Annotated in this window: 15 protein-coding genes and 1 pseudogene; 7 read left to right on the top strand and 9 right to left on the bottom strand. The window is 68.8% G+C overall.

What is annotated here, in order from left to right; translation table 11 throughout:
- Window positions 1-38: 38 nt before the first annotated feature.
- On the bottom strand, window positions 39-1,130 hold the full coding sequence (locus DFO65_RS01625) for a branched-chain amino acid aminotransferase (RefSeq protein ID WP_113902658.1): 1,092 nt from the start codon (window positions 1,128-1,130) through the stop codon (window positions 39-41).
- 94 nt (window positions 1,131-1,224) lie between these two features.
- On the bottom strand, window positions 1,225-2,262 hold the full coding sequence (locus tag DFO65_RS01620; protein WP_113902657.1) for a 3-isopropylmalate dehydrogenase: 1,038 nt from the start codon (window positions 2,260-2,262) through the stop codon (window positions 1,225-1,227).
- Between the two features lie 196 nt (window positions 2,263-2,458).
- Here DFO65_RS01620 and DFO65_RS01615 point away from each other — a divergent pair, with 196 nt between their 5' ends.
- Both DFO65_RS01615 and DFO65_RS01610 read left to right on the top strand, forming a co-directional pair.
- Complete coding sequence (locus DFO65_RS01615) at window positions 2,459-3,310, top strand: HpcH/HpaI aldolase/citrate lyase family protein (protein WP_113902656.1); 852 nt, start codon at window positions 2,459-2,461, stop codon at window positions 3,308-3,310.
- Between the two features lie 2 nt (window positions 3,311-3,312).
- Window positions 3,313-3,999 (top strand): phosphatase PAP2 family protein, encoded by a 687-nt coding sequence (locus DFO65_RS01610; protein ID WP_113902655.1) that lies wholly within the window; start codon window positions 3,313-3,315, stop codon window positions 3,997-3,999.
- 21 nt (window positions 4,000-4,020) lie between these two features.
- On the opposite strand, the gene serA is transcribed toward DFO65_RS01610, so the two are convergent.
- From serA to DFO65_RS01585, 5 genes are all read right to left on the bottom strand, one after another.
- Window positions 4,021-5,613: a phosphoglycerate dehydrogenase gene (gene serA / locus DFO65_RS01605; RefSeq protein ID WP_113902654.1), complete on the bottom strand. Its 1,593-nt coding sequence runs from the start codon at window positions 5,611-5,613 to the stop codon at window positions 4,021-4,023.
- Between the two features lie 148 nt (window positions 5,614-5,761).
- Entirely contained in the window at window positions 5,762-7,054 is a 1,293-nt protein-coding gene (locus DFO65_RS01600) for a GNAT family N-acetyltransferase (protein ID WP_113902653.1), read from the bottom strand.
- A gap of 318 nt (window positions 7,055-7,372) precedes the next feature.
- A complete protein-coding gene (gene ilvC / locus DFO65_RS01595) occupies window positions 7,373-8,401 on the bottom strand; it encodes a ketol-acid reductoisomerase (protein ID WP_113902652.1) in 1,029 nt (342 codons plus the stop codon).
- 110 nt (window positions 8,402-8,511) lie between these two features.
- On the bottom strand, window positions 8,512-9,024 hold the full coding sequence (gene ilvN / locus DFO65_RS01590; RefSeq protein WP_113902651.1) for an acetolactate synthase small subunit: 513 nt from the start codon (window positions 9,022-9,024) through the stop codon (window positions 8,512-8,514).
- Window positions 9,021-10,946, bottom strand: coding sequence for an acetolactate synthase large subunit (locus DFO65_RS01585; protein ID WP_181778567.1), 1,926 nt, complete (start codon window positions 10,944-10,946; stop codon window positions 9,021-9,023). Before DFO65_RS01585 ends, ilvN begins: the two co-directional genes overlap by 4 nt.
- Here DFO65_RS01585 and DFO65_RS17225 point away from each other — a divergent pair.
- The 3 genes and pseudogenes from DFO65_RS17225 to DFO65_RS01575 all read left to right on the top strand — a co-directional run.
- Window positions 10,864-12,117, top strand: a pseudogene (locus DFO65_RS17225) (ABC transporter transmembrane domain-containing protein); the annotation flags it as partial. The gene DFO65_RS01585 and the pseudogene DFO65_RS17225 overlap by 83 nt on opposite strands.
- Window positions 12,112-13,050, top strand: a complete 939-nt coding sequence (locus tag DFO65_RS17220) for an ABC transporter ATP-binding protein (protein ID WP_342766907.1) — start codon at window positions 12,112-12,114, stop codon at window positions 13,048-13,050. The pseudogene DFO65_RS17225 and the gene DFO65_RS17220, both read left to right, overlap by 6 nt.
- Entirely contained in the window at window positions 13,047-14,879 is a 1,833-nt protein-coding gene (locus DFO65_RS01575; RefSeq protein WP_113902649.1) for an ABC transporter ATP-binding protein, read from the top strand. The genes DFO65_RS17220 and DFO65_RS01575 overlap by 4 nt, the downstream gene beginning before the upstream one ends.
- 6 nt (window positions 14,880-14,885) lie before the next feature.
- On the opposite strand, the gene DFO65_RS01570 is transcribed toward DFO65_RS01575, so the two are convergent.
- Window positions 14,886-15,476 carry a protein-L-isoaspartate O-methyltransferase family protein gene (locus tag DFO65_RS01570; RefSeq protein WP_113902648.1) on the bottom strand — a complete coding sequence of 197 codons (591 nt, stop codon included), beginning with the start codon at window positions 15,474-15,476 and terminating at the stop codon, window positions 14,886-14,888.
- Between the two features lie 177 nt (window positions 15,477-15,653).
- Here DFO65_RS01570 and DFO65_RS01565 point away from each other — a divergent pair, with 177 nt between their 5' ends.
- Together DFO65_RS01565 and DFO65_RS01560 are read left to right on the top strand one after the other, a co-directional pair.
- The gene (locus DFO65_RS01565) at window positions 15,654-16,169 is read left to right on the top strand and encodes an adenine phosphoribosyltransferase (protein ID WP_113902647.1); all 516 of its coding nucleotides are present in this window, start codon (window positions 15,654-15,656) and stop codon (window positions 16,167-16,169) included.
- A 104-nt stretch (window positions 16,170-16,273) separates the two neighbouring features.
- Window positions 16,274-17,095: an aldo/keto reductase gene (locus DFO65_RS01560; protein WP_113902646.1), complete on the top strand. Its 822-nt coding sequence runs from the start codon at window positions 16,274-16,276 to the stop codon at window positions 17,093-17,095.
- 106 nt (window positions 17,096-17,201) lie between these two features.
- On the opposite strand, the gene ilvD is transcribed toward DFO65_RS01560, so the two are convergent.
- Window positions 17,202-18,914, bottom strand: a complete 1,713-nt coding sequence (gene ilvD, locus DFO65_RS01555; RefSeq protein WP_113902645.1) for a dihydroxy-acid dehydratase — start codon at window positions 18,912-18,914, stop codon at window positions 17,202-17,204.
- Between the last annotated feature and the right edge of the window lie 44 nt (window positions 18,915-18,958).

Below are 18,958 nucleotides of genomic sequence, written 5' to 3'. Positions count from 1 at the left end.
TGGACCGCGGCGTCCATGCGCCGACGCATCCGTCCGGATCAGGCGAGACGGACCAGCCAGTCGTTCGTGTCCTCCGCACGGCCGTACTGGATGTCGAGCAGCGTCGTGCGCAGCTCCATCGTCTTCTCCCCCGGCTCCTCGCCGTGGTCGATCGTGAAGCCGTCGGCGACGATCCGGCCGATCGGCGTGATGACGGCGGCGGTGCCGCACGCGAAGGCCTCGACGATGTCTCCGCTGGCCGCACCCTCACGCCATTCCTCGATGGAGATGTCGCGCTCGACCGGATCGAGGCCGAGCGAGGGGGCGAGGTCGAGCAGCGACCGGCGGGTCACGCCGTCGAGGATCGAGTCGGAGAGCTGCGGGGTGATGAGCTGCCCGTCCTTGGTCACGAGCATGAGGTTCATGCCGCCGAGCTCGTCGACGTACCTGCCCTCCTTCGCATCGGTGAAGAGGACCTGCTGGCAGCCCTTGGCGGCCGCTTCGTTCTGCGCGACCAGCGACGCCGCGTAGTTGCCGCCGCACTTGGCGAATCCGGTGCCGCCCTGGCCGGCGCGCTTGAGCGTCTCCGAGAGCCAGATCGAGACCGGCTTGATGCCTCCGGAGAAGTAGGGGCCGACGGGGCACGAGATGACGTAGTAGTCGACCTCGTGGCTGGCCCGCACGCCGAGGAACCGCTCCGAGGCGATCATGAACGGGCGCAGGTAGAGGCTCGATTCGTCGGCCACGGACTCAGGGGTGGGCACCCACTGCTGATCGACCTCGACCAGCGCCTTGAGCGAGCCGATGAAGTCCTCCTCGGGCAGCTGCGGCAGGGCCAGTCGCGCGGCGGAGCGGTTGATCCGCGCGGCGTTGCGCTCGGGGCGGAAGGTCCAGATCGAGCCGTCTGCGTGCCGGTAGGCCTTGAGCCCCTCGAAGATCTCCTGCGCGTAGTGGAAGACCGCTGCCGCGGGATCGAGCTGCAGGGGCGCGTAGGGCTTGACCTGGTGCGCCTGCCATCCCTCCTCGATCGTGTACCGCACGTGTGCCATGTGGTCGGTGAAGTACTGTCCGAAGCCGGGGGCCTTCTTGATGTTCTCGCGCACCAGCTCGGGCTGCGGCTGGATGTTCCTGAGAACGGCAAACTGTGACATCAGAACTCTTTCCCATGTGTGATGAGTGACACTGTCAGGGTAGTCGATGGCCCCGGTGCCCATCGCACCGGGGTCCTGGCCCAACCCTGGCCGCTCAGCCCAGGCGGGCGGCGATCGCGTCGCCCACCTCGGCGGTCGAGCGCTTGGCGTCTCCGCGCTCGGCGAGGTCCGCCTCGACGGCGGTCTCGATGGACTTCGCGACGACATCCAGACCGAGGTGGGCGGCCATGAGCGCGCCCGAGAGGATGGATGCCGTGGGGTCGGCGATCTGCTTGCCCGCGATGTCGGGAGCCGAACCGTGGATCGGCTCGAACAGGCTCGGCGCCGTGCCCTCGACGTTGAGGTTGCCCGACGCCGCCAGGCCGATGCCGCCGGTCACGGCCGCGGCGAGGTCGGTGAGGATGTCGCCGAAGAGGTTGTCGGTGACGATGACGTCGTAGCGGACGGGGTCGGTGACCATGTAGATCGTGCAGGCATCGGTGTGCTCGTAGTTGACGGTCACCTCGGGGAACTCGGACCCGACCTTCTCGACCACCCGGCGCCACAGATGTCCGGCGTGGACCATGACGTTGTGCTTGTGGACGTAGGTGAGCTTCTTCCTCCGGGCCTGGGCCCGCTCGAAGGCGCTGCGGACGGCGCGCTCGACTCCGTACCAGGTGTTGACGGAGACCTCGGTGGCGACCTCCTGGGGAGTGTCGGTGCGCACCGTCCCGCCCATCCCGGTGTAGGAGCCCTCGGTGCCCTCGCGGACCACGACGAAGTCGATCTCGCCCGGGTTCGCCAGGGGGCTGCTCACCCCGGAGTACAGCTTCGAGGGGCGGAGGTTGACGGCGTGGCCGAGGCCGAAGCGCATCTTGAGGATGACTCCGCGCTCGAGGACTCCCGAGGGCACACTCGGGTCGCCGCAGGCGCCGAAGAAGATCGCATCGTGGTCGCGCAGGGACTCGAGCTCCTCGTCGGTCAGCGTCTCCCCGGTCTCGTGCCAGCGCTTGGCCCCGACCTCGTAGTCGGTGAGCGCGAGCTCGACGGGTTCGCCGGAGACCTCGATGGCGCGCTTGAGGACCTTGAGACCTTCGGGGACGACTTCCGTGCCGATTCCATCACCGGGCATGACCGCAATTGAGAACTTCATGGATCACAGGGTAGACCCCATCTCAGCATGCAACTTCGTCGTCCCGACATACGGACGGGTGGTGGCGAGGTGCGGAGCGAGGTCCGCGGGCACATCCGACGGTTCGCGGCCCGGGTGGCGGCTCACTACAATGATGGGTGCGGCGCGAGCATCTGCCGCGCATCGCCGTTCGAGTCCGTCCGAGGAAAGCAGACCATTGCCAGACACGATCCGCAATCAGCGAGCCGCCTCCCTGCCCGCCAAGCTCTCCCGCTCGTGGCTGCTGGTCAACGCTGCCAAGGAGGAGCTGTTCGCGCCGGCCCAGGCCTCGGAATCGGACTCCGTCATCTTCGACCTCGAGGCGTCGGTCGCCGAAGAGAACAAGCTCGCCGCCCGCGACAACGTCGTGCGCGCACTCGACTCGGGAATGTCGGCGTGGGTGCGCATCAACAAGATGGAGTCCGAGTTCTGGGACGACGACCTCAAGTCGATCGCCATGCTGCCGGGACTGCGCGGCGTCATGCTGCCCGAGACCGAACGGCCCGAGCAGGTCTCCTACACGGCGATGCGAGCGAAGGCCGGCCTCCCGGTCATCGCCCTCCTCGAATCCGCCCGCGGCGTGGAGAACGCGACGAAGATCGCCGAGGCGCCCGGCACTTTCCGCCTCGCCTTCGGCACCAACGACTTCCGCAAGGACACCGGCTTCTCCGACGACCCGATGGCACTGGCCTACGCCCGCTCCCGGCTGACGATCGCGTCGCGGATGGGCGGGCTGCCCGGAGCCATCGACGGCCCCTCGGCCGCGGACGCGAGCGACGAGCAGGTGCGCCGGGACGCCGATGTCACCCACATGATGGGCATGACCGGGAAGCTGGTCCTCAACCTCGACCAGGTCAACACCCTCAACGACGCGATGTCGCCGAGCGAGGACGAACGCGCCTGGGCCCGGCAGATGCTCGAAGCCGCCGAGGGCGGCTCCGAGATCACCGACGGCTCCTACCTGCCGCGTCTCACCCGCGCCAAGAAGATCGCCTCGCTCGCCGACACCTACGGTCTCTGGAACGCCTGAGCATGCCGGGGGCCGAGCCTCCCGCCTCGCGCCGGGCGCGGTGGATCGTCTGGTCGACGATTCCGGCCCTCCTCATGGTCATCGCGTTCGGGCTGTGGCTGCGGAGCAGCCGGGCCGGGCCGACGCCGGTCGACCAGGCCTGGTTGGACTTCGTCGGCCTCGAACCGGACACGCCCGCCCATCTCCTGGCGGTCCTCCTCGCCGAGGTGGGGGGAGGCAGCGGAGCCGTCATCTGCACCGGGCTGCTCGCCGCCTTCTTCGTCCTGCGGCGACGATTCCGTGCCGCCGGCGCCCTCGTGACGACGATGCTCCTCGCGGTGGCCGCCTCCGAGGCGTTCAAGCTCCTGTTCCTCAGGGTCCGACCCCTCGAGCAGCTCTACGACTCGACGGGATACTCGTACCCCTCGGGCCACTCGACAGGAGCCACGGCGCTGGCCGTCGCTCTCGTCTTCATCGCCGCGAGATGGCGCGTGCCGGCCTCGGCGCCGCCCCGGCCGCGCATCCACTGGTCGATCGTCCCGGCAGTCCTGTGGATCCTCGGGATGATGTGGTCGCGCACCGCGCTGCAGGTGCACTGGCTCTCCGACACGATCGCCGGGGCGCTCATCGGGATCTCCGCGGCGATCCTCGCCGACGAGCTGTGGACGTGGCTGGAGGCGAGGTTCCGAGCGAACCCCGCCTCCGGCTGATGTCGATGTCCGTGCGCGGAATCAGTCCTCGCTCAGCGACACCGCGCTGAATGACGAGGCGTTGATCGCCCCGGCCACGGCCCTGAGCACTTCGTCGGACACCGCCGAGTCGACCGCCATGACCGACAGCGCCTCGCTGCCGCTCGACGACCGCGAGACCTGCATGCCCGCGATGTTGACGTCGTTGGCGCCCAGCGCCAGGCCCAGCTGGCCGATGACGCCCGGGCGGTCCTCGTAGCGGAAGATGAGGAGGTGGTCGGTGAGCTCGATCTCGAGTTCGAAGTCCCCCACCTCGGTGAGCTTCTGGACGAGCTTGGGCCCGGTCACCGTTCCCGCCACCGAGATCCGCTGCCCGTCGGCGGTGGTCGCGGTCAGCCGGGTGACGTTGCGGAACGACTCGCAGTAGGGATCGGTCGTCAGTTCGACGCCGATCCCCCGCTCCTCGGCCAGCAGCGGGGCGTTGACGTAGGACACCTGGTCGGAGACGACGTCCTTGAACAGTCCTTTGAGGGCGGAGAGCTTGAGGACGGAGACGTCCTTGTCCGCGATCTCACCGTTGACCTCGACCTCGAAGTGGGTCAGCGAGGACGGCGCGAGGGCGTTGACGACCCGGCCCAGCCGCTCGGCCAGCGGGATGCCGGGGCGGACGTCCTCGTGGATGGCTCCGCCCGCGACGTTGACGGCATCGGGGACCAGCTCGCCGGCCAGGGCCTTGCGCACGGACTTGGCGACGGCGACGCCCGCCTTCTCCTGCGCCTCGGCGGTGGAGGCTCCCAGGTGCGGTGTGACGTTGACGGAGTCGAGGTCCATGAGCGCCGAGTGCTCGGGCGGCTCGACGCTCCACACGTCGATGCCGGCACCGCCGACGTGACCCGAGGCGATCGCCTCGGCGAGGGCCTCCTCGTCGATGATCCCGCCGCGGGCGACGTTGACGAATCGCGCACCGGGCTTCGCGACCTGGAACTCCTCGGTGCTGATCATCCCGATCGTCTCGGGGGTCTTGGGCATGTGGACCGTGACGAAGTCGGACACCGCGAGCAGTCCGGGCAGATCGAGGATCTCGACGCCCATCTGGGCGGCCCGGGCCTGGCTGATGTAGGGGTCGTAGCCGACCAGGCGCATCCCGAACGCCTTCGCGCGCTCGGCGACGAGCCCGCCGATGCGTCCCAGTCCGACGATGCCCAGCGTCTTCTCGTAGAGCTCGACGCCGGTGTACTTCGACCGGTTCCACTCCCCGGCCTTGAGCGAGGTGTTCCCCGCGCCGAGGTAGCGGGCGGAGGCGAGGATGTGCGCCATCGTCAGTTCGGCGGCCGAGATGATGTTCGACGTCGGCGCGTTGACGACCATGACCCCCGCCGAGGTGGCGGCCGGGACGTCGACGTTGTCGAGGCCGACTCCGGCGCGGGCGATGACCTTGAGGTTCTTCGCCGCGGCGATCGCCTCGGCGTCGACCTGGGTCGCGGACCGGACGAGGATGGCGTCGGCGTCGGCGATGGACTCGAGGAGCCGGGAGCGGTCAGCACCATCGGTGTGGCGGATCTCGAAGTCTCCCCCGAGAGCCTCAAGGGTGGCCGGTGACAGGTTTTCGGCGATGAGCACGATGGGCTTGGGCACAGATTCCTCCTGTTGCGTCTGGGACGTGTCCCATCTTATGAGACTTCGTGTCGGGCTTCACGAGGTCTCGGATCATGGGAATGCGGGTCGAGACATCGGGGCCTGACGGGCCGAGCCGCAGGGGTGGCCGCCGAGTCGCAGGTGCGGCTCAGAAGCCGTTGGGCGAGTACGGGAGCCGCTCGAGGCTGAACATCGCGCTCGCCTGCACCGCGGCGCCGGGGACGTTCTCGTCGATGCGTCCGGCGCGGGCGAGGATGACCGGGTCGGCCCCGCCGAAGTAGAGCGAGCCGAGCTCGGCGATCCCCATCCCCAGGTCGGCCGGGGTCGACGCCGAGGCGGTCTCGACGCGGGCGTTCTCACCGTCGGAGGTGATCCGGAAGCGACCGCCGGTCAGCTCGAGCGGGTCGTCGATGTCGATGACGAGCGTGCCCGGGACGTACCAGGGGCGCGCCTCGAGGGCCGCCCGGACGTCGAGGATCCGCAGCCAGATGTTGTCCTCCGTGCCCACCGTCTTGACCCGGCGGGAGTCGGTGAGCAGCCACGGCAGCGGCGAGTCCTCCGAGGACTCCTTGAAGGTGACCCGGCTGGAGAGGTCGATGGCGGCGAGGAACGACCACAGTGAGGCGTAGGCGCCATCGGTGACGGCGACGAAGTCGATGAGCTCGATCGTCGGCGGCGTCGTCGACCAGCCCGCGAACTTGTAGGACACGTACCCGTCGGGCTCGCCGTGGGCATCGAAGTGCAGGGCGGCCCGGACTCCGCGGTCGGCCTCCCCCGTCGCGGGGTCCAGCGCCCCCGTGGCCCGCTCGATGTAGGTCTGCTGGCGTTCCATCGCACCCGGAGAGGTGCGCATGAAGCGGTCGTAGATGGCCGGGGCGAGCTCCCGGAGCACGCCCGGGTCGCACATCTCGACGCGCCGGTCGGGTTCGCGCAGCATCTGGAAGCCGGGCGAGGTGTCGACCTCGATCGAGTGCGACCACGACGAGACCCCGAAGCCGAAGCGGGAGTAGATCCCTCCCTCTGTCGCCGTCAGCGCGGCGAAGGGATATCCCTCTGCCTTCGCCTCGGCGAGGTCGCTCGTCATCAGGGAGCGCAGGAGGCCGCGGCGGCGATGGGTGGGTCGCACCGTCACCCAGGTGATGAGATGACCGGGGACCAGGCGGCCGCCGCCGACGTTGACGAGCTTCTCGAACCACGCGAACGTCGCGACCGGCACCTGCTCGTCGATGGCGTGGTCGAACTCCCGCTCGGCGTAGACCGCCGTGAGGACCCGATCGTCGTCGACGGCTCTGCGGACCCGTGACCTGAGCCCCTCCGCGGTCGATCGGGAGTCGTGGAACCCGACGCTCGTCGCCGCGAAGTACGCGGCCGTGCGCGCGTCGGGGTCACCAGTCGCCTCGTCGAATGCGGGCCTGAACGTCTCGAATCTGTAGTTCGTCACGGCTTCCACAGTAGTGCACATCACAGGCGACGGCAGGTGCCCGGGACGAGTTCGCCGCGTTCCCGACCGCCGTTCCCATCGAGCGTGCAGTGATCCGGCGAGGGTTGACCTCGCGAGGTGAACCCTCGGCGGATCACTGCACTGTCGGCTCAACGCTGCACTCTCGAGAGGTGGGGACGACGAATGGCCGGCGGAGACCTCTCGGTCCCCGCCGGCCATGTCGACGAGCAGTGAGCGACGCCGTCAGCTGAATGCTGACGGGCTCACCGGCTGGGCAGCGAACGTCGTGATCGGCTCACGTTCCGCCCGATGAGCGGCTCAGCGAGCGGCGGTGCCCTCGGTGTAGTCGTCGTCGGTGTCCTTGAGCCAGGCGAACATCTTGCGCAGCTCACGGCCGGTCGACTCGATCGGGTGCTGCTCCTCCTTGGCGCGCAGCTCCTTGAACTCGGTGCCGCCGTTCTTCTGGTCGTTCATGAAGCGCTCGGCGAAGACGCCGTTCTGGATGTCGGCGAGGACGCCCTCCATGTTCTTCTTCACCTCGGGGGTGATGACCCGGGGACCGGAGACGTAGTCGCCGTACTCGGCGGTGTCCGAGATCGACCAGCGCTGCTTGGCGATTCCGCCCTCGACCATGAGGTCGACGATGAGCTTGAGCTCGTGCAGGACCTCGAAGTAGGCGATCTCCGGCTGGTAGCCGGCCTCGGTCAGGGTCTCGAAGCCGTACTGGACGAGCTTGGAGACGCCGCCGCAGAGGACGGTCTGCTCACCGAAGAGGTCGGTCTCGGTCTCCTCGGTGAAGGTGGTCTTGATGCCGCCGGCGCGCAGTCCGCCGATCGCCTTGGCGTAGGCGAGCACGGTGTCCCAGGCGTGGCCGGTCGCGTCGACCTCGACGGCGACGAGGACGGGAACTCCGCGGCCGTCGACGTACTCGCGGCGGACGACGTGGCCGGGGCCCTTGGGGGCGACCATGACGACGTCGACGCCCTCGGGAGCCTCGATGTAGCCGAAGCGGATGTTGAAGCCGTGGATGAAGAGGAGGGTCTTGCCCGGAGCCAGCTGATCCTTGACCTCGGAGTTGAAGATCTCGGCCTGCACCTGGTCGGGTGCGGCGATGGTGATGAGATCGGCCCAGGCGGCCACCTCGGCGGGGGTGCCGACCTCGAGGCCCTCGGCGGAGGCCTTGTCACGGCTGGCCGAGCCCTCCTTGAGGCCGACGCGGACCTCGACGCCGGAATCGCGCAGGCTCAGCGCGTGCGCATGGCCCTGGCTGCCGTAACCGATGACAGCGACCTTCTTGCCCTGGATGACCGACAGGTCGGCATTGTCATCGTAGTAGCGTTCTGCCATTGTTCTTGCTCCTTTGAGAATTCGGGGTACGACCCCATTGTTTCACACTTCGGTACTGCAGTTCATTTGCTGAGACGACCGGCGTTCCATCATCCGGAACCCGGCGCGCCTCAGCCGCGCAGGGCGCGATCGGTGATCGACTTCGGCCCGCGGCCGATCGCGACGGTCCCCGACTGCACGATCTCCTTGATCCCGAAGGGCTCGAGGACCTCACGCAGGGCCTCGACCTTGCCGAGCTCCCCGGTCGCCTCGACGCACACGGAGTCGGTCGAGACGTCGACGATGCTCGCCCGGAACATCTCGACGGCGGCCGCGACCTGGGGACGGGTCGCGGCGTTCGCCTTGACCTTGTAGATGACGTGGGCCCGACGCACCGAGGAGGAGGGCTCGAGCTCGACGATCTTGATGACGTTGACGAGCTTGTTGAGCTGCTTGGTCACCTGCTCGAGCGGCACATCGCCGACGTCGACGACGACGGTGATCCGGGACAGCTCCTCGTGCTCGGTCACGCCCACCGCGAGGCTGTGGATGTTGAAGCCGCGGCGGGCGATGAGGCCGGTGAACCGGGTGAGCACACCCGGCTTGTTCTCGACCAGGACTGAGAGTGTGTGCCGGCTGTTCATTCCAGGCCTCCTTCGATCTGCGCGATGCCCCGGGCATCGCTTGCCTCGGCGATCTGGGCTTCGGCCTGCTCGTCGCCCTCGTCGTCGAATACGGGGCGGATTCCGCGCGCGTACTGGATCTCGTCGTTCGACACCCCGGCCGCGACCATGGGCCAGACCATGGCGTCCGGCGGGACGCTGAAGTCGATGACGACCGGCCGGTCGTTCGTCTCCAGTGCCGTCTGGATCGCGGCATCGACGTCCTCGTTCGCGTCGACGCGCAGGGCCAGGCAGCCGTACGCCTCGGCGAGCTTGACGAAATCGGGGATCCGGATCGTCTCGTGGCCGGTGTTGAGGTCGGTGTTGGAGTAGCGGCCGTCGTAGAACAGCGTCTGCCACTGCCGCACCATGCCCAGCGACGAGTTGTTGATGATCGCGACCTTGATCGGGATGTTGTTGAGCGCGCAGGTGGCCAGCTCCTGGTTCGTCATCTGGAAGCAGCCGTCGCCGTCGATCGCCCACACGACACGCTCCGGTTCGGCGACCTTGGCGCCCATGGCCGCCGGCACCGAGTACCCCATCGTGCCCAGTCCCCCGGAGTTGAGCCAGGAGCGGGGGCGCTCGAACTCGACGAACTGGGCGGCCCACATCTGATGCTGGCCGACGCCCGCGGCGTAGACGGCCTCGGGTCCGGTGAGCGCCGAGATCCGGGAGATGACGTACTGCGGGTCGCAGAGCGCCTCATGGGAGGTGTAGCCGAGCGGGTAGGTCGTCTTCAGCCGGTTGATCAGCCTCCACCACGGCTCGCGCTCACGCTCGAGGGCCTTGGGGAACCTCTCCTTGAACTCGCTGAGCATCTCGGCGAGCACCTCGCGGGCGTCGCCGACGATCGCGACGTCGACGTCGCGGTTCTTCCCGATCTCCGCCGGGTCGATGTCGGCGTGGATGACCTTGGCATTCGGCGCGAAGGACTCGAGCTGGCCGGTGACGCGATCGTCGAAGCGGGCGCCGATGGCGATGAGCAGGTCGGACTTCTGGAAGGCGGTGACGGCCGGCACCGTGCCGTGCATCCCGGGCATGCCCACGTGGAGGTCATGGGAGTCGGGGAAGGCGCCGCGGGCCATCAGCGTCGTGGCCACGGGGATCCGGGTCGCCTCGGCGAGCCTGAGCAGCTCCTTCTCCGCCTCCGAGCGGATGACTCCGCCGCCGATGTAGAACACGGGCCGCTGGGACTCGGAGATGAGACGGGCGGCCTCGCGGATCTGCTTCGCATGCGGTTTGAGGATGGGACGGTATCCGAGCAGCTGCGGCTCCTCGGGCCAGACGAAGGGAGCCGTGCCGGTCTGCGCGTCCTTCGTGATGTCGACGAGGACCGGGCCGGGCCGGCCCGTCGTCGCGATGTGGTGGGCGTTGAGCAGGGCCGTGGGGATGTCCTCCGGCTTCGTGATGAGGAAGCTGTGCTTGGTCACCGGCATCGTCATCCCCACGATGTCGGCCTCCTGGAACGCGTCCGTGCCGAGCAGCTTGGAGCTCTGCTGGCCGGTGATCGCCAGGACCGGGACCGAGTCCATGTGGGCGTCGGCCAGGGCCGTGATGAGGTTCGTCGCCCCCGGACCCGAGGTCGCGATGCACACGCCGAGCTTCCCCGAGGCGGCCGCGTAGCCCTCGGCCGCATGGCCGGCGCCCTGCTCGTGGCGGACGAGGATGTGGCGGATCTTGTCGGTCTCGAAGAGCGGGTCGTAGGTCGGAAGGATCGTGCCTCCGGGAAGGCCGAAGACGGTGTCGACCCCGAGTCGCTCGAGGCTGCGGACGATCGCCTGCGCGCCGGTGAGGACCTCCGGGGTCGAGTTGCTGCGTCGGATGCTTGACGGGGTGGCGGTCACCGGCGTCGTGCCGGAGGCACTGCCGGTTGCCGCCTTCTGGGCCGAGGGCGTGGCTGCCATCGTTTCTGTCCTTCCTAGTGTTCCCACTCGCGTCCGCATGAAAAAAGCCCCTCCGATGTCGGTAGGGGCGCGCGGAACGTGTCGTACTGACAGGCTACGGGTGATCCGCGCGCTGGCTAATGACGACGACGAGAAGGTGAGTCATGCCTCAATAGAACAGTCCAGCCGCTCGGGGTGTCAAACGATGCGATGGAACGTCTCAGATCCTGGTACGAAGGATGATTGCGGAGTGAGACGGCTCACGGTGCCGCGGCTCGGGGAACTCCCGGGGCGCGGCATCTGTGGACTCCCTCACACCACGGGACTAGTGTGGTCATCTGTGCATCCCCTCCTCCGTTTCTGGCCCGATGTGCGTGCGCGCATCGGGGTGTACATCCTCGTCCTCGTCCTCACCCTCGTCGCCAACGGCATCCAGCTCCTCGTCCCCCTGCTCACCGGCCACATCATCGACGGTCCCATCGCGCACGGCGATCTCTCCGCCCTGTGGTGGCCGGTCGTCGGCGTGCTCGGGATCGGCATCGGCGAGGCGGTGGTCCTGTGGGCGCGGCGCATGATCGTCGCCCCCGTCGTCGCCGAGTGGGAGGTCCGCTGGCGCTCCCGCCTCTTCGACCGGCTCTAGTACACCTCGGTGGCCGTCCACGATTCCTGGGAGTCGGGCCAGCTGCTCTCCCGCGCCGTCAACGACCTCTCCCAGCTGCGCCGGTTCTTCGCGTTCGGCATCCCCTTCCTCATGGTCACGCCGATCGTCATCGTCGTCGGCACCCTCATGCTCATCGCCCTGCAGCCGGTCTTCGGGCTCATCATGCTCGCCATGGCGGTGCCCACGATCGTCTCGGTCTCGATCTTCGAGAAGAGGTACCGCGATGCCTCCCGCCGCTCGCAGGACACCGTCGGCGAGATCACCACCGCCGTCGAGGAGTCCATCCAAGGCATCCGCATCCTCCGCTCGTTCGGTCGCTCCCCCTGGGCCGCGGACCGGTTCTCAGTGCTCTCGTCGAGGCTGCGGACCCTCGAGGTGCGCAAGGCGAAGCTCGACTCGTGGTTCTGGAGCGTCCTGCTGCTCCTGCCGACCCTGGCGCAGGCGGCGATCGTCGGCGTCGGCACGTGGGGTGTCGTCGAGGGCTGGACGACGGTCGGCACCGTCGTCGCGGCGGTGACGATCTCCATGGTGCTGCGGATGCCGATCGAGATGCTCGGCTTCCTCCTCGCCGATGCCCTGATGTCGCTGACCGCCGCCGCCCGGTACTGGGAGGTCATCGACATCCGGCATGAGATCACCGATGCCGACGGCGGCATCGCCGACGACCCCGACGTCGGACGGTATCGCGGTGAGCTCGTCTTCGACGACGTCGGCTTCCATTTCGCCGACACCGACCGGCTCACTCTCAGTGGTCTGGATCTGCGCATCGAGCCCGGACAGACCGTGGCTCTCGTCGGCGCCACCGGTTCGGGCAAGACGACGGTGGCCTCACTCGTCCCGCGGCTCCAGGACGTCACGTCCGGGGCGGTGCGCATCGACGGCGTCGACATCCGCGACATGGCGGTCAACGAGCTGCGCCTCCTCGTGTCCGTGGCCTTCGAGGACCCGATCCTGTTCTCCGCCTCGGTGGCCGAGAACGTCGGGATGGGATCACCCGGCGTCGGCGACGACGAGATCTGGAGCGCCCTGGAGATCGTCGCCGCCGCGGACTTCGTCGGGGCCCTGCCCGACGGACTCGACACCGAGGTCGGCGAACAGGGACTGTCGCTGTCCGGCGGTCAGCGCCAGCGCCTGGCTCTGGCCCGGGCGATCATCGGCAGGCCCAGGATCCTCGTCCTCGACGACCCGCTGTCCGCGGTCGACGTCGACACCGAGGATCGGGTGCAGCGAGCGCTGCGGACGATCCTGCCCGACTCGACGACGCTGGTCATCGCGCACCGGCCCTCGACGGCGGCGCTGGCCGACCGGGTCGCGGTCCTCGACGAGGGCCGGATCGCGGCGCTGGGAACCCACGAGGAGCTGCTCGAATCCTCGGCCCTCTACCGGGAGCTGATGGGGGCGAGCGCCTCGGCGGTTCACGGTGGCGGGGCGAGCGCCTCGGCGCAGTCGGGAGGCGGGCAATGAGCGTCCCGACCGCCGACGACACCGAGCAGCTGCCGCCCGATGCCGCGAGGAGGGCCCGCGCCCTGCTGCGCTCCCTCGTCCGACCCCATCTCGCGATGGCTCAGTTCCTTCTCGTCATCGTCGTCCTCACCGCCCTTCTCCTCGTCGTCGGCCCGATCTTCATCGCCGAGGCGCTCGACACCGGCATCCCGCGCGCCGTCGACGGCGATCCCGGTCCGCTCATCCGCGCGGTCGCGCTGTTCGTCGCCTCCACCGTCGCCTCGGCGGTCCTCGCCTTCGTGTCGACCCGCTTGGTCGGCATCACCGCACAGCGGATCCTCTTCACCCTCCGCGCCCGTGTCTTCGCCCACGTCCAGCGCCTCGACCTCGCCTTCCACGAGAAGTCGAGCTCGGGGCGGCTGGTCTCGCGCCAGACCTCCGACATGGAGTCCGTGCAGCAGTTCCTCTCCTACGCCCTCTTCGAGTCGGCGCTGGCCGTGCTGCAGATGCTGTTCATCGCCGTCACGCTCATCGTGCTCGACGTGCCCCTGGCGCTCGTCGTCTTCGCCGGGTTCGTCCCGCTGTTCTTCATCACGCGGGCCGCCCACACCTCCCAGCGCAGCGCCTACCGCCGGACCCGGACGTCGATCGCGAAGGTCATCGTCCACTTCGTCGAGACGATGGGCGGGATCCGGGCGGTGCAGGCCTACCGGCGTCAGCCCGATCGGCGCAGCACCCTGCGCGAGCACGATGCGACGTATCGGCGGGCCAACACCGATGCGCTCCAGGGCGTGGCGTGGTTCGCCGGCTCGACCCGACTGGTCGGCAACCTCACCCAGACGGCGATCATCGTCATCGGCGCGTGGCTCGTCATCGAGGGGTGGACCCAGGTGGGGGTGCTCGCGGCGTTCATCCTCTATCTGCGCCGGTTCTACGGTCCCCTCGACGAGCTGGTCCAGTCCTTCAACCTCTACCAGTCCGCCTCGGCGGCGCTGGAGAAGATCGCCGCCGTCCTCGACACCGCTCCCGAGGTCGTCGAACCGCAGCGCCCGACGCCGCTGCCGCCGGCCACCTCCGCGCAGGACGACGTGGCGAGGAACCCGTCTGCGGCGATGGGGCGCAGCATCGAGTTCTCGGGGGTGCGGTTCGGCTACGAGGACGGCGCCGAGGTGCTCCCCCGTCTCGATCTGACGATCGGGGCGGGTGAGATCGTCGCCCTCGTCGGGGCCACCGGCGCCGGGAAGTCGACGCTGGTCAAGCTCGTCACCCGGTTCTACGACCCGAGTGCCGGCTGCATCCGCCTCGACGGGGTGGACCTGCGTTACATCGCCGATGCCGAGCTGCGCTCGAGCGTCGTCATGGTCACCCAGGAGTCGTTCCTCTTCTCAGGCACGATCGCCGACAACATCCGGATCGGCGACCCGGAGGCCGACGACGAGCAGGTCGTCGCCGCGGCCCGCGCGGTGGGACTCGATCCCTACGTGCGCCGACTGCCGGAGGGCTATGAGACGGACGTGAGGAAGCGCGGCGGTCGGCTGAGCTCGGGACAGCGTCAGCTCGTGTCGTTCGCCCGCGTGTTCCTCGCCGATCCCGACGTCGTCGTCCTCGACGAGGCGACCGCGCACCTCGACATCCCGTCGGAGCGTCTCGTCCAGACCGCCCTGGCCACCGTCCTCGAGGGCCGCACCGCGATCATCATCGCCCACCGGCTCTCGACCGTCGAGATCGCCGACCGGGTTCTCGTCATGGAATCCGGGCGGATCATCGAGGACGGCGCCCCCGGGGAGCTCATCGCCGGCACGGGCCGCTTCTCCCGACTCCACCGGGCCTGGCGCGACTCGCTCGTCTGAGCAGTCTCAGTCCTCGATCAGCGGCACGAAGCTGTAGCGGCCGTGCCGCGTGACCGACACGTCCTCGGCGCCCGGCCCGATCCTCTCCACCCGCAGCATCGTGCCCGCCACCGGGATGACCATGACGCCTCGCCGGTCGAGCTGCTCGATCAGGGTCGTGGGCAGGGAGTCCGTCTCGGCGGAGACGAGGATCCGATCGAATGGCGCCTCGGCAGGCAGTCCGAAGGTCCCGGGGGTCGCCTCGACGATCCGGAGATTGGCGAAGTCGAAGCCGGCGAGCACCTCCCGGGAGATCGCCACGAGATCGTGCTGCCGCTCCACCCCGATCACCTGGCCCTCGGCACCGACCAGGACGGCGAGCAGCGCCGTCGTCCACCCGGATCCGGATCCGAGATCGAGCACCCGATTCCCCGGCTGCGCGTCGAGCAGCTCGAGCATGTCGACCACGGTGCTCGGCTGAGAATTCGTCTGGCCCTGGCCGATCGGCAGCGGAACGTTGACGTCGGCGAGCTCGCGCTGGTCCTCGGGCAGGAACCGCTCGCGGGGGACGCGGGAGAACGCGTCGGCCAACGAGGTGCGCCTGCGTGCCGATTCCATGTCTGCCTCCCGCGTCGAGTGCCTGTACTCGGACGATACCTGCCGACGGCGAATATTTCAGCCGCCCGGCCGCTCGGGCAGGCGACCTGACGAGACCGAGCGAACCCGAGACCGCAGCCATTCGGCCATTCGATCATTCAGCGATACGGTCAATCGGTCGGAGAGTATCGTGGACGCGTGACTCCTGAACTCGCCCGCGCCGCGGCTCTCATCGCCCGCATCCCCGACCACCCGCAGCCGGGAGTCCAGTTCCGGGACATCTCGCCCCTGCTCGCCGACGGGCAGGCCATGCGCACCGTGACCGAGGCTCTCATCGCGCCCTTCCGCGGCCGCTTCGACGTCGTCGCCGGGCTGGAGGCGCGCGGCTTCCTCCTCGCCGGATACGTCTCCGCCCTCACCGGTGCGGGCATCCTTCCCGTCCGGAAGGCGGGCAAGCTGCCTCGACCGGCCGCCTCGGTGTCGTACTCCCTGGAATACGGAACCGCGACGATCGAGGGGCCCGACGTCCTGCGCCGAGGCGACCGGGTGCTCCTCGTCGACGACATCCTCGCCACGGGCGGGACGCTCCAGGCCGCCCGGGCGCTCGTGGGCGAGCTCGGCGCGGACGTCATCGGGGTCGCCGTCGTCCTCGAGCTCGAGGAGCTCGGCGGCCGGGCCCTGTCGGGAGACGTCCACGCCGTCATCACCGATTGAGCTCGGCGACCGGGCGAGAGACCCTCGGCCCGACGGTATAGGCTCGAGACCGGCCCTTCACTGCGGCCGCATCCATTCCCTCACCCGTGACGAAAGGCGGCACCATGACGGTTCCCTCTCTCCCCCTCAACGACGGCACCACGATCCCCCAGCTCGGCTTCGGTGTCTTCAAGGTCGATCCCGCCGAGACCGAGCGCATCGTCACCGACGCGCTCGAGGTCGGCTACCGCCACATCGACACCGCAGCCGTCTACGGCAATGAGGAAGGTGTGGGTCGGGCGATCGCGAACTCGGGCATCGCCCGCGATGAGCTCTTCGTCACGACGAAGCTGTGGAACGACCGGCATGGCGCCGAGGAGTCGAAGCGCGCGCTGGGCGAGAGCCTCGAGAAGCTCGGTCTCGACCACGTCGACCTCTACCTCATCCACTGGCCGGCCCCGGCCAACGACAGCTCCGTCGAGACCTGGGAGGCGTTCCCGGCCTATCAGGAGCAGGGGCTGGTCACCTCGATCGGCGTCTCGAACTTCGACCACCGCTACCTGCCGGCGATCCTCGAGACGGGCATCATCCCGACGGTCGATCAGATCGAGTGCCACCCGCAGTTCCAGCAGGTGCAGACGCGACCGCTGCTGACCGAGCACGACATCAGGATCGAAGCGTGGGGTCCCCTCGGCCAGGGCCAGGTCGACTACGCCTCGACGGTCATCGGCGAGATCGCCGCCGCCCACGGGAAGTCCTGGGCGCAGACGATCATCCGCTGGCACCTGCAGAAGGGCCACATCGTGTTCCCCAAGTCGAACAACCGCAGCCGCATGGAGGAGAACTTCTCCGTCTTCGACTTCGAGCTCGCCGACGACGAGATGACCGCGATCGACTCCCTGGAGAGCAACGGCCGCGTCTCGGCCGACCCCGCCGACGTCAACTGAGGCCCACGCCCCCAGGACGCACAGGCGCCGAGGCGGTGCGGATGATTCCGCACCCCCTCGGCGCTGTCGTCTCCGGTCCCGGCGTCCCGGGGCCGGCCCACTCAGATCAGAAGCAGACGGCTCCCGTCGAGGCAGAGCGGACGAGCTTGGCGTACTTGCCGAGCACGCCGGTGAGCCGGTGGTTGTCCGGGATCGTCCAGTTCTTGCGCCGTTCGGCGAGCACCGCCTCGTCGACGTGGAGCTCGATCGATCGGGCGGCGATGTCGACGGTGATCCTGTCCCCGTCCTCGACGAAGGCGATCGGTCCGCCGTCGACGGCCTCGGGTGCCACGTGGCCGATGCACAGTCCCGTCGATCCGCCGGAGAAGCGCCCGTCGGTGATGAGCAGGACGTCCTTGCCGATCCCGGCGCCCTTGATCGCACCGGTGATCGCGAGCATCTCGCGCATTCCCGGTCCGCCCTTCGGGCCCTCGTAGCGGATGATGACGACGTCGCCCTTCTTCAGCTCACCGTTCAGCACCGCGTCCATGGCCGGCTGTTCCTGGTTGAAGACGCGCGCGGTGCCCTCGAAGACGTCGGCGTCGAATCCTGCCGACTTGACCACGGCGCCTTCCGGGGCGAGCGAGCCCTTGAGCACGGTGAGCCCGCCGGTCGCGTGGATCGGGTTGTCCAGCGCACGGAGGATCTTGCCGTCGGGGTCCGGCGGATTGATCTTCTCGAGGTTCTCCGCGACGGTCTTGCCGGTGACGGTCAGGCAGTCGCCGTTGAGCAGTCCGTTGTCGAGGAGCGCCTTCATGACGACGGGCACGCCGCCGATCTTGAAGACGTCGTTCATGACGTACTCGCCGAAGGGCTTGACGTTGCCGAGATGCGGGACCTTATCGCCGACGCGGTTGAAGTCGTCGAGGGTCAGGTCGACGCCGGCCTCGTAGGCGATCGCGAGCAGGTGGAGCACGGCGTTCGTCGAACCGCCGAAGGCCATCGTCACGGCGACAGCGTTGAGCAGCGACTCACGGGTGATGATGTCGCGGGTCGTGATGCCCTGGCGGAGCAGGTTGACGATCGCCTCGCCCGACTGCCGGGCGAAGATCGTGCGATTGCGGTGGATGGCCGGCGGGGCTGCGGAGCCCGGCAGGGACATGCCCATCGCCTCGGCGGCCGAGGCCATCGTGTTCGCCGTGTACATTCCTCCGCACGCGCCTTCGCCCGGGCACACCGCGCGCTCGATGGCGTCGACGTCCTCGCGGGTGATGGTCCCGGCACGGCAGGCGCCCACGGCCTCGAAGGCGTCGATGAGGGTGACTTCCCTCTCCGTGCCGTCGGAGAGCTTCGCGGTGCCGGGCATGATCGAGCCGTTGTAGAGGAAGACGCTCGAGAGGCCGAGCCGCGCGGCGGCCATGAGCATGCCGGGGATCGACTTGTCGCAGCCGGCCATGAGGACGGAGCCGTCGAGTCGCTCGGCGCTCATCACGGTCTCGACGGAGTCGGTGATGACCTCGCGGGAGACGAGTGAGTAGTGCATGCCCTCGTGGCCCATCGAGATGCCGTCCGAGACGGAGATGGTGCCGAACTCGAGCGGGTAGCCGCCGGCAGCGTGGACGCCCTCCTTCGCGGCGCCGCCGAGGCGCTGGAGCGAGAGGTTGCAGGGCGTGATCTCGTTCCACGAGGTCGCGATGGCGATCTGGGGCTTCTCCCAGTCGTCGTCGCCCATCCCGACGGCGCGCAGCATGCCGCGCGAGGCGGTGGATTCGAGGCCGTCGGTGACATCGCGGGACCGTGGTTTGATGTCGACAGTGGTGGAGTCAGGATGAATGCTCATGACGGCACTCTACGCCTGAGGTGCGGGCGGATCGGCGAAGTTCT

Source organism: Brevibacterium sanguinis (genome assembly GCF_003315415.1).
Lineage (GTDB): Bacteria > Actinomycetota > Actinomycetes > Actinomycetales > Brevibacteriaceae > Brevibacterium > Brevibacterium celere_A.
Note: the sequence above shows the minus strand (reverse complement) of the source record. Positions and strands in the feature narration are given on the sequence as shown.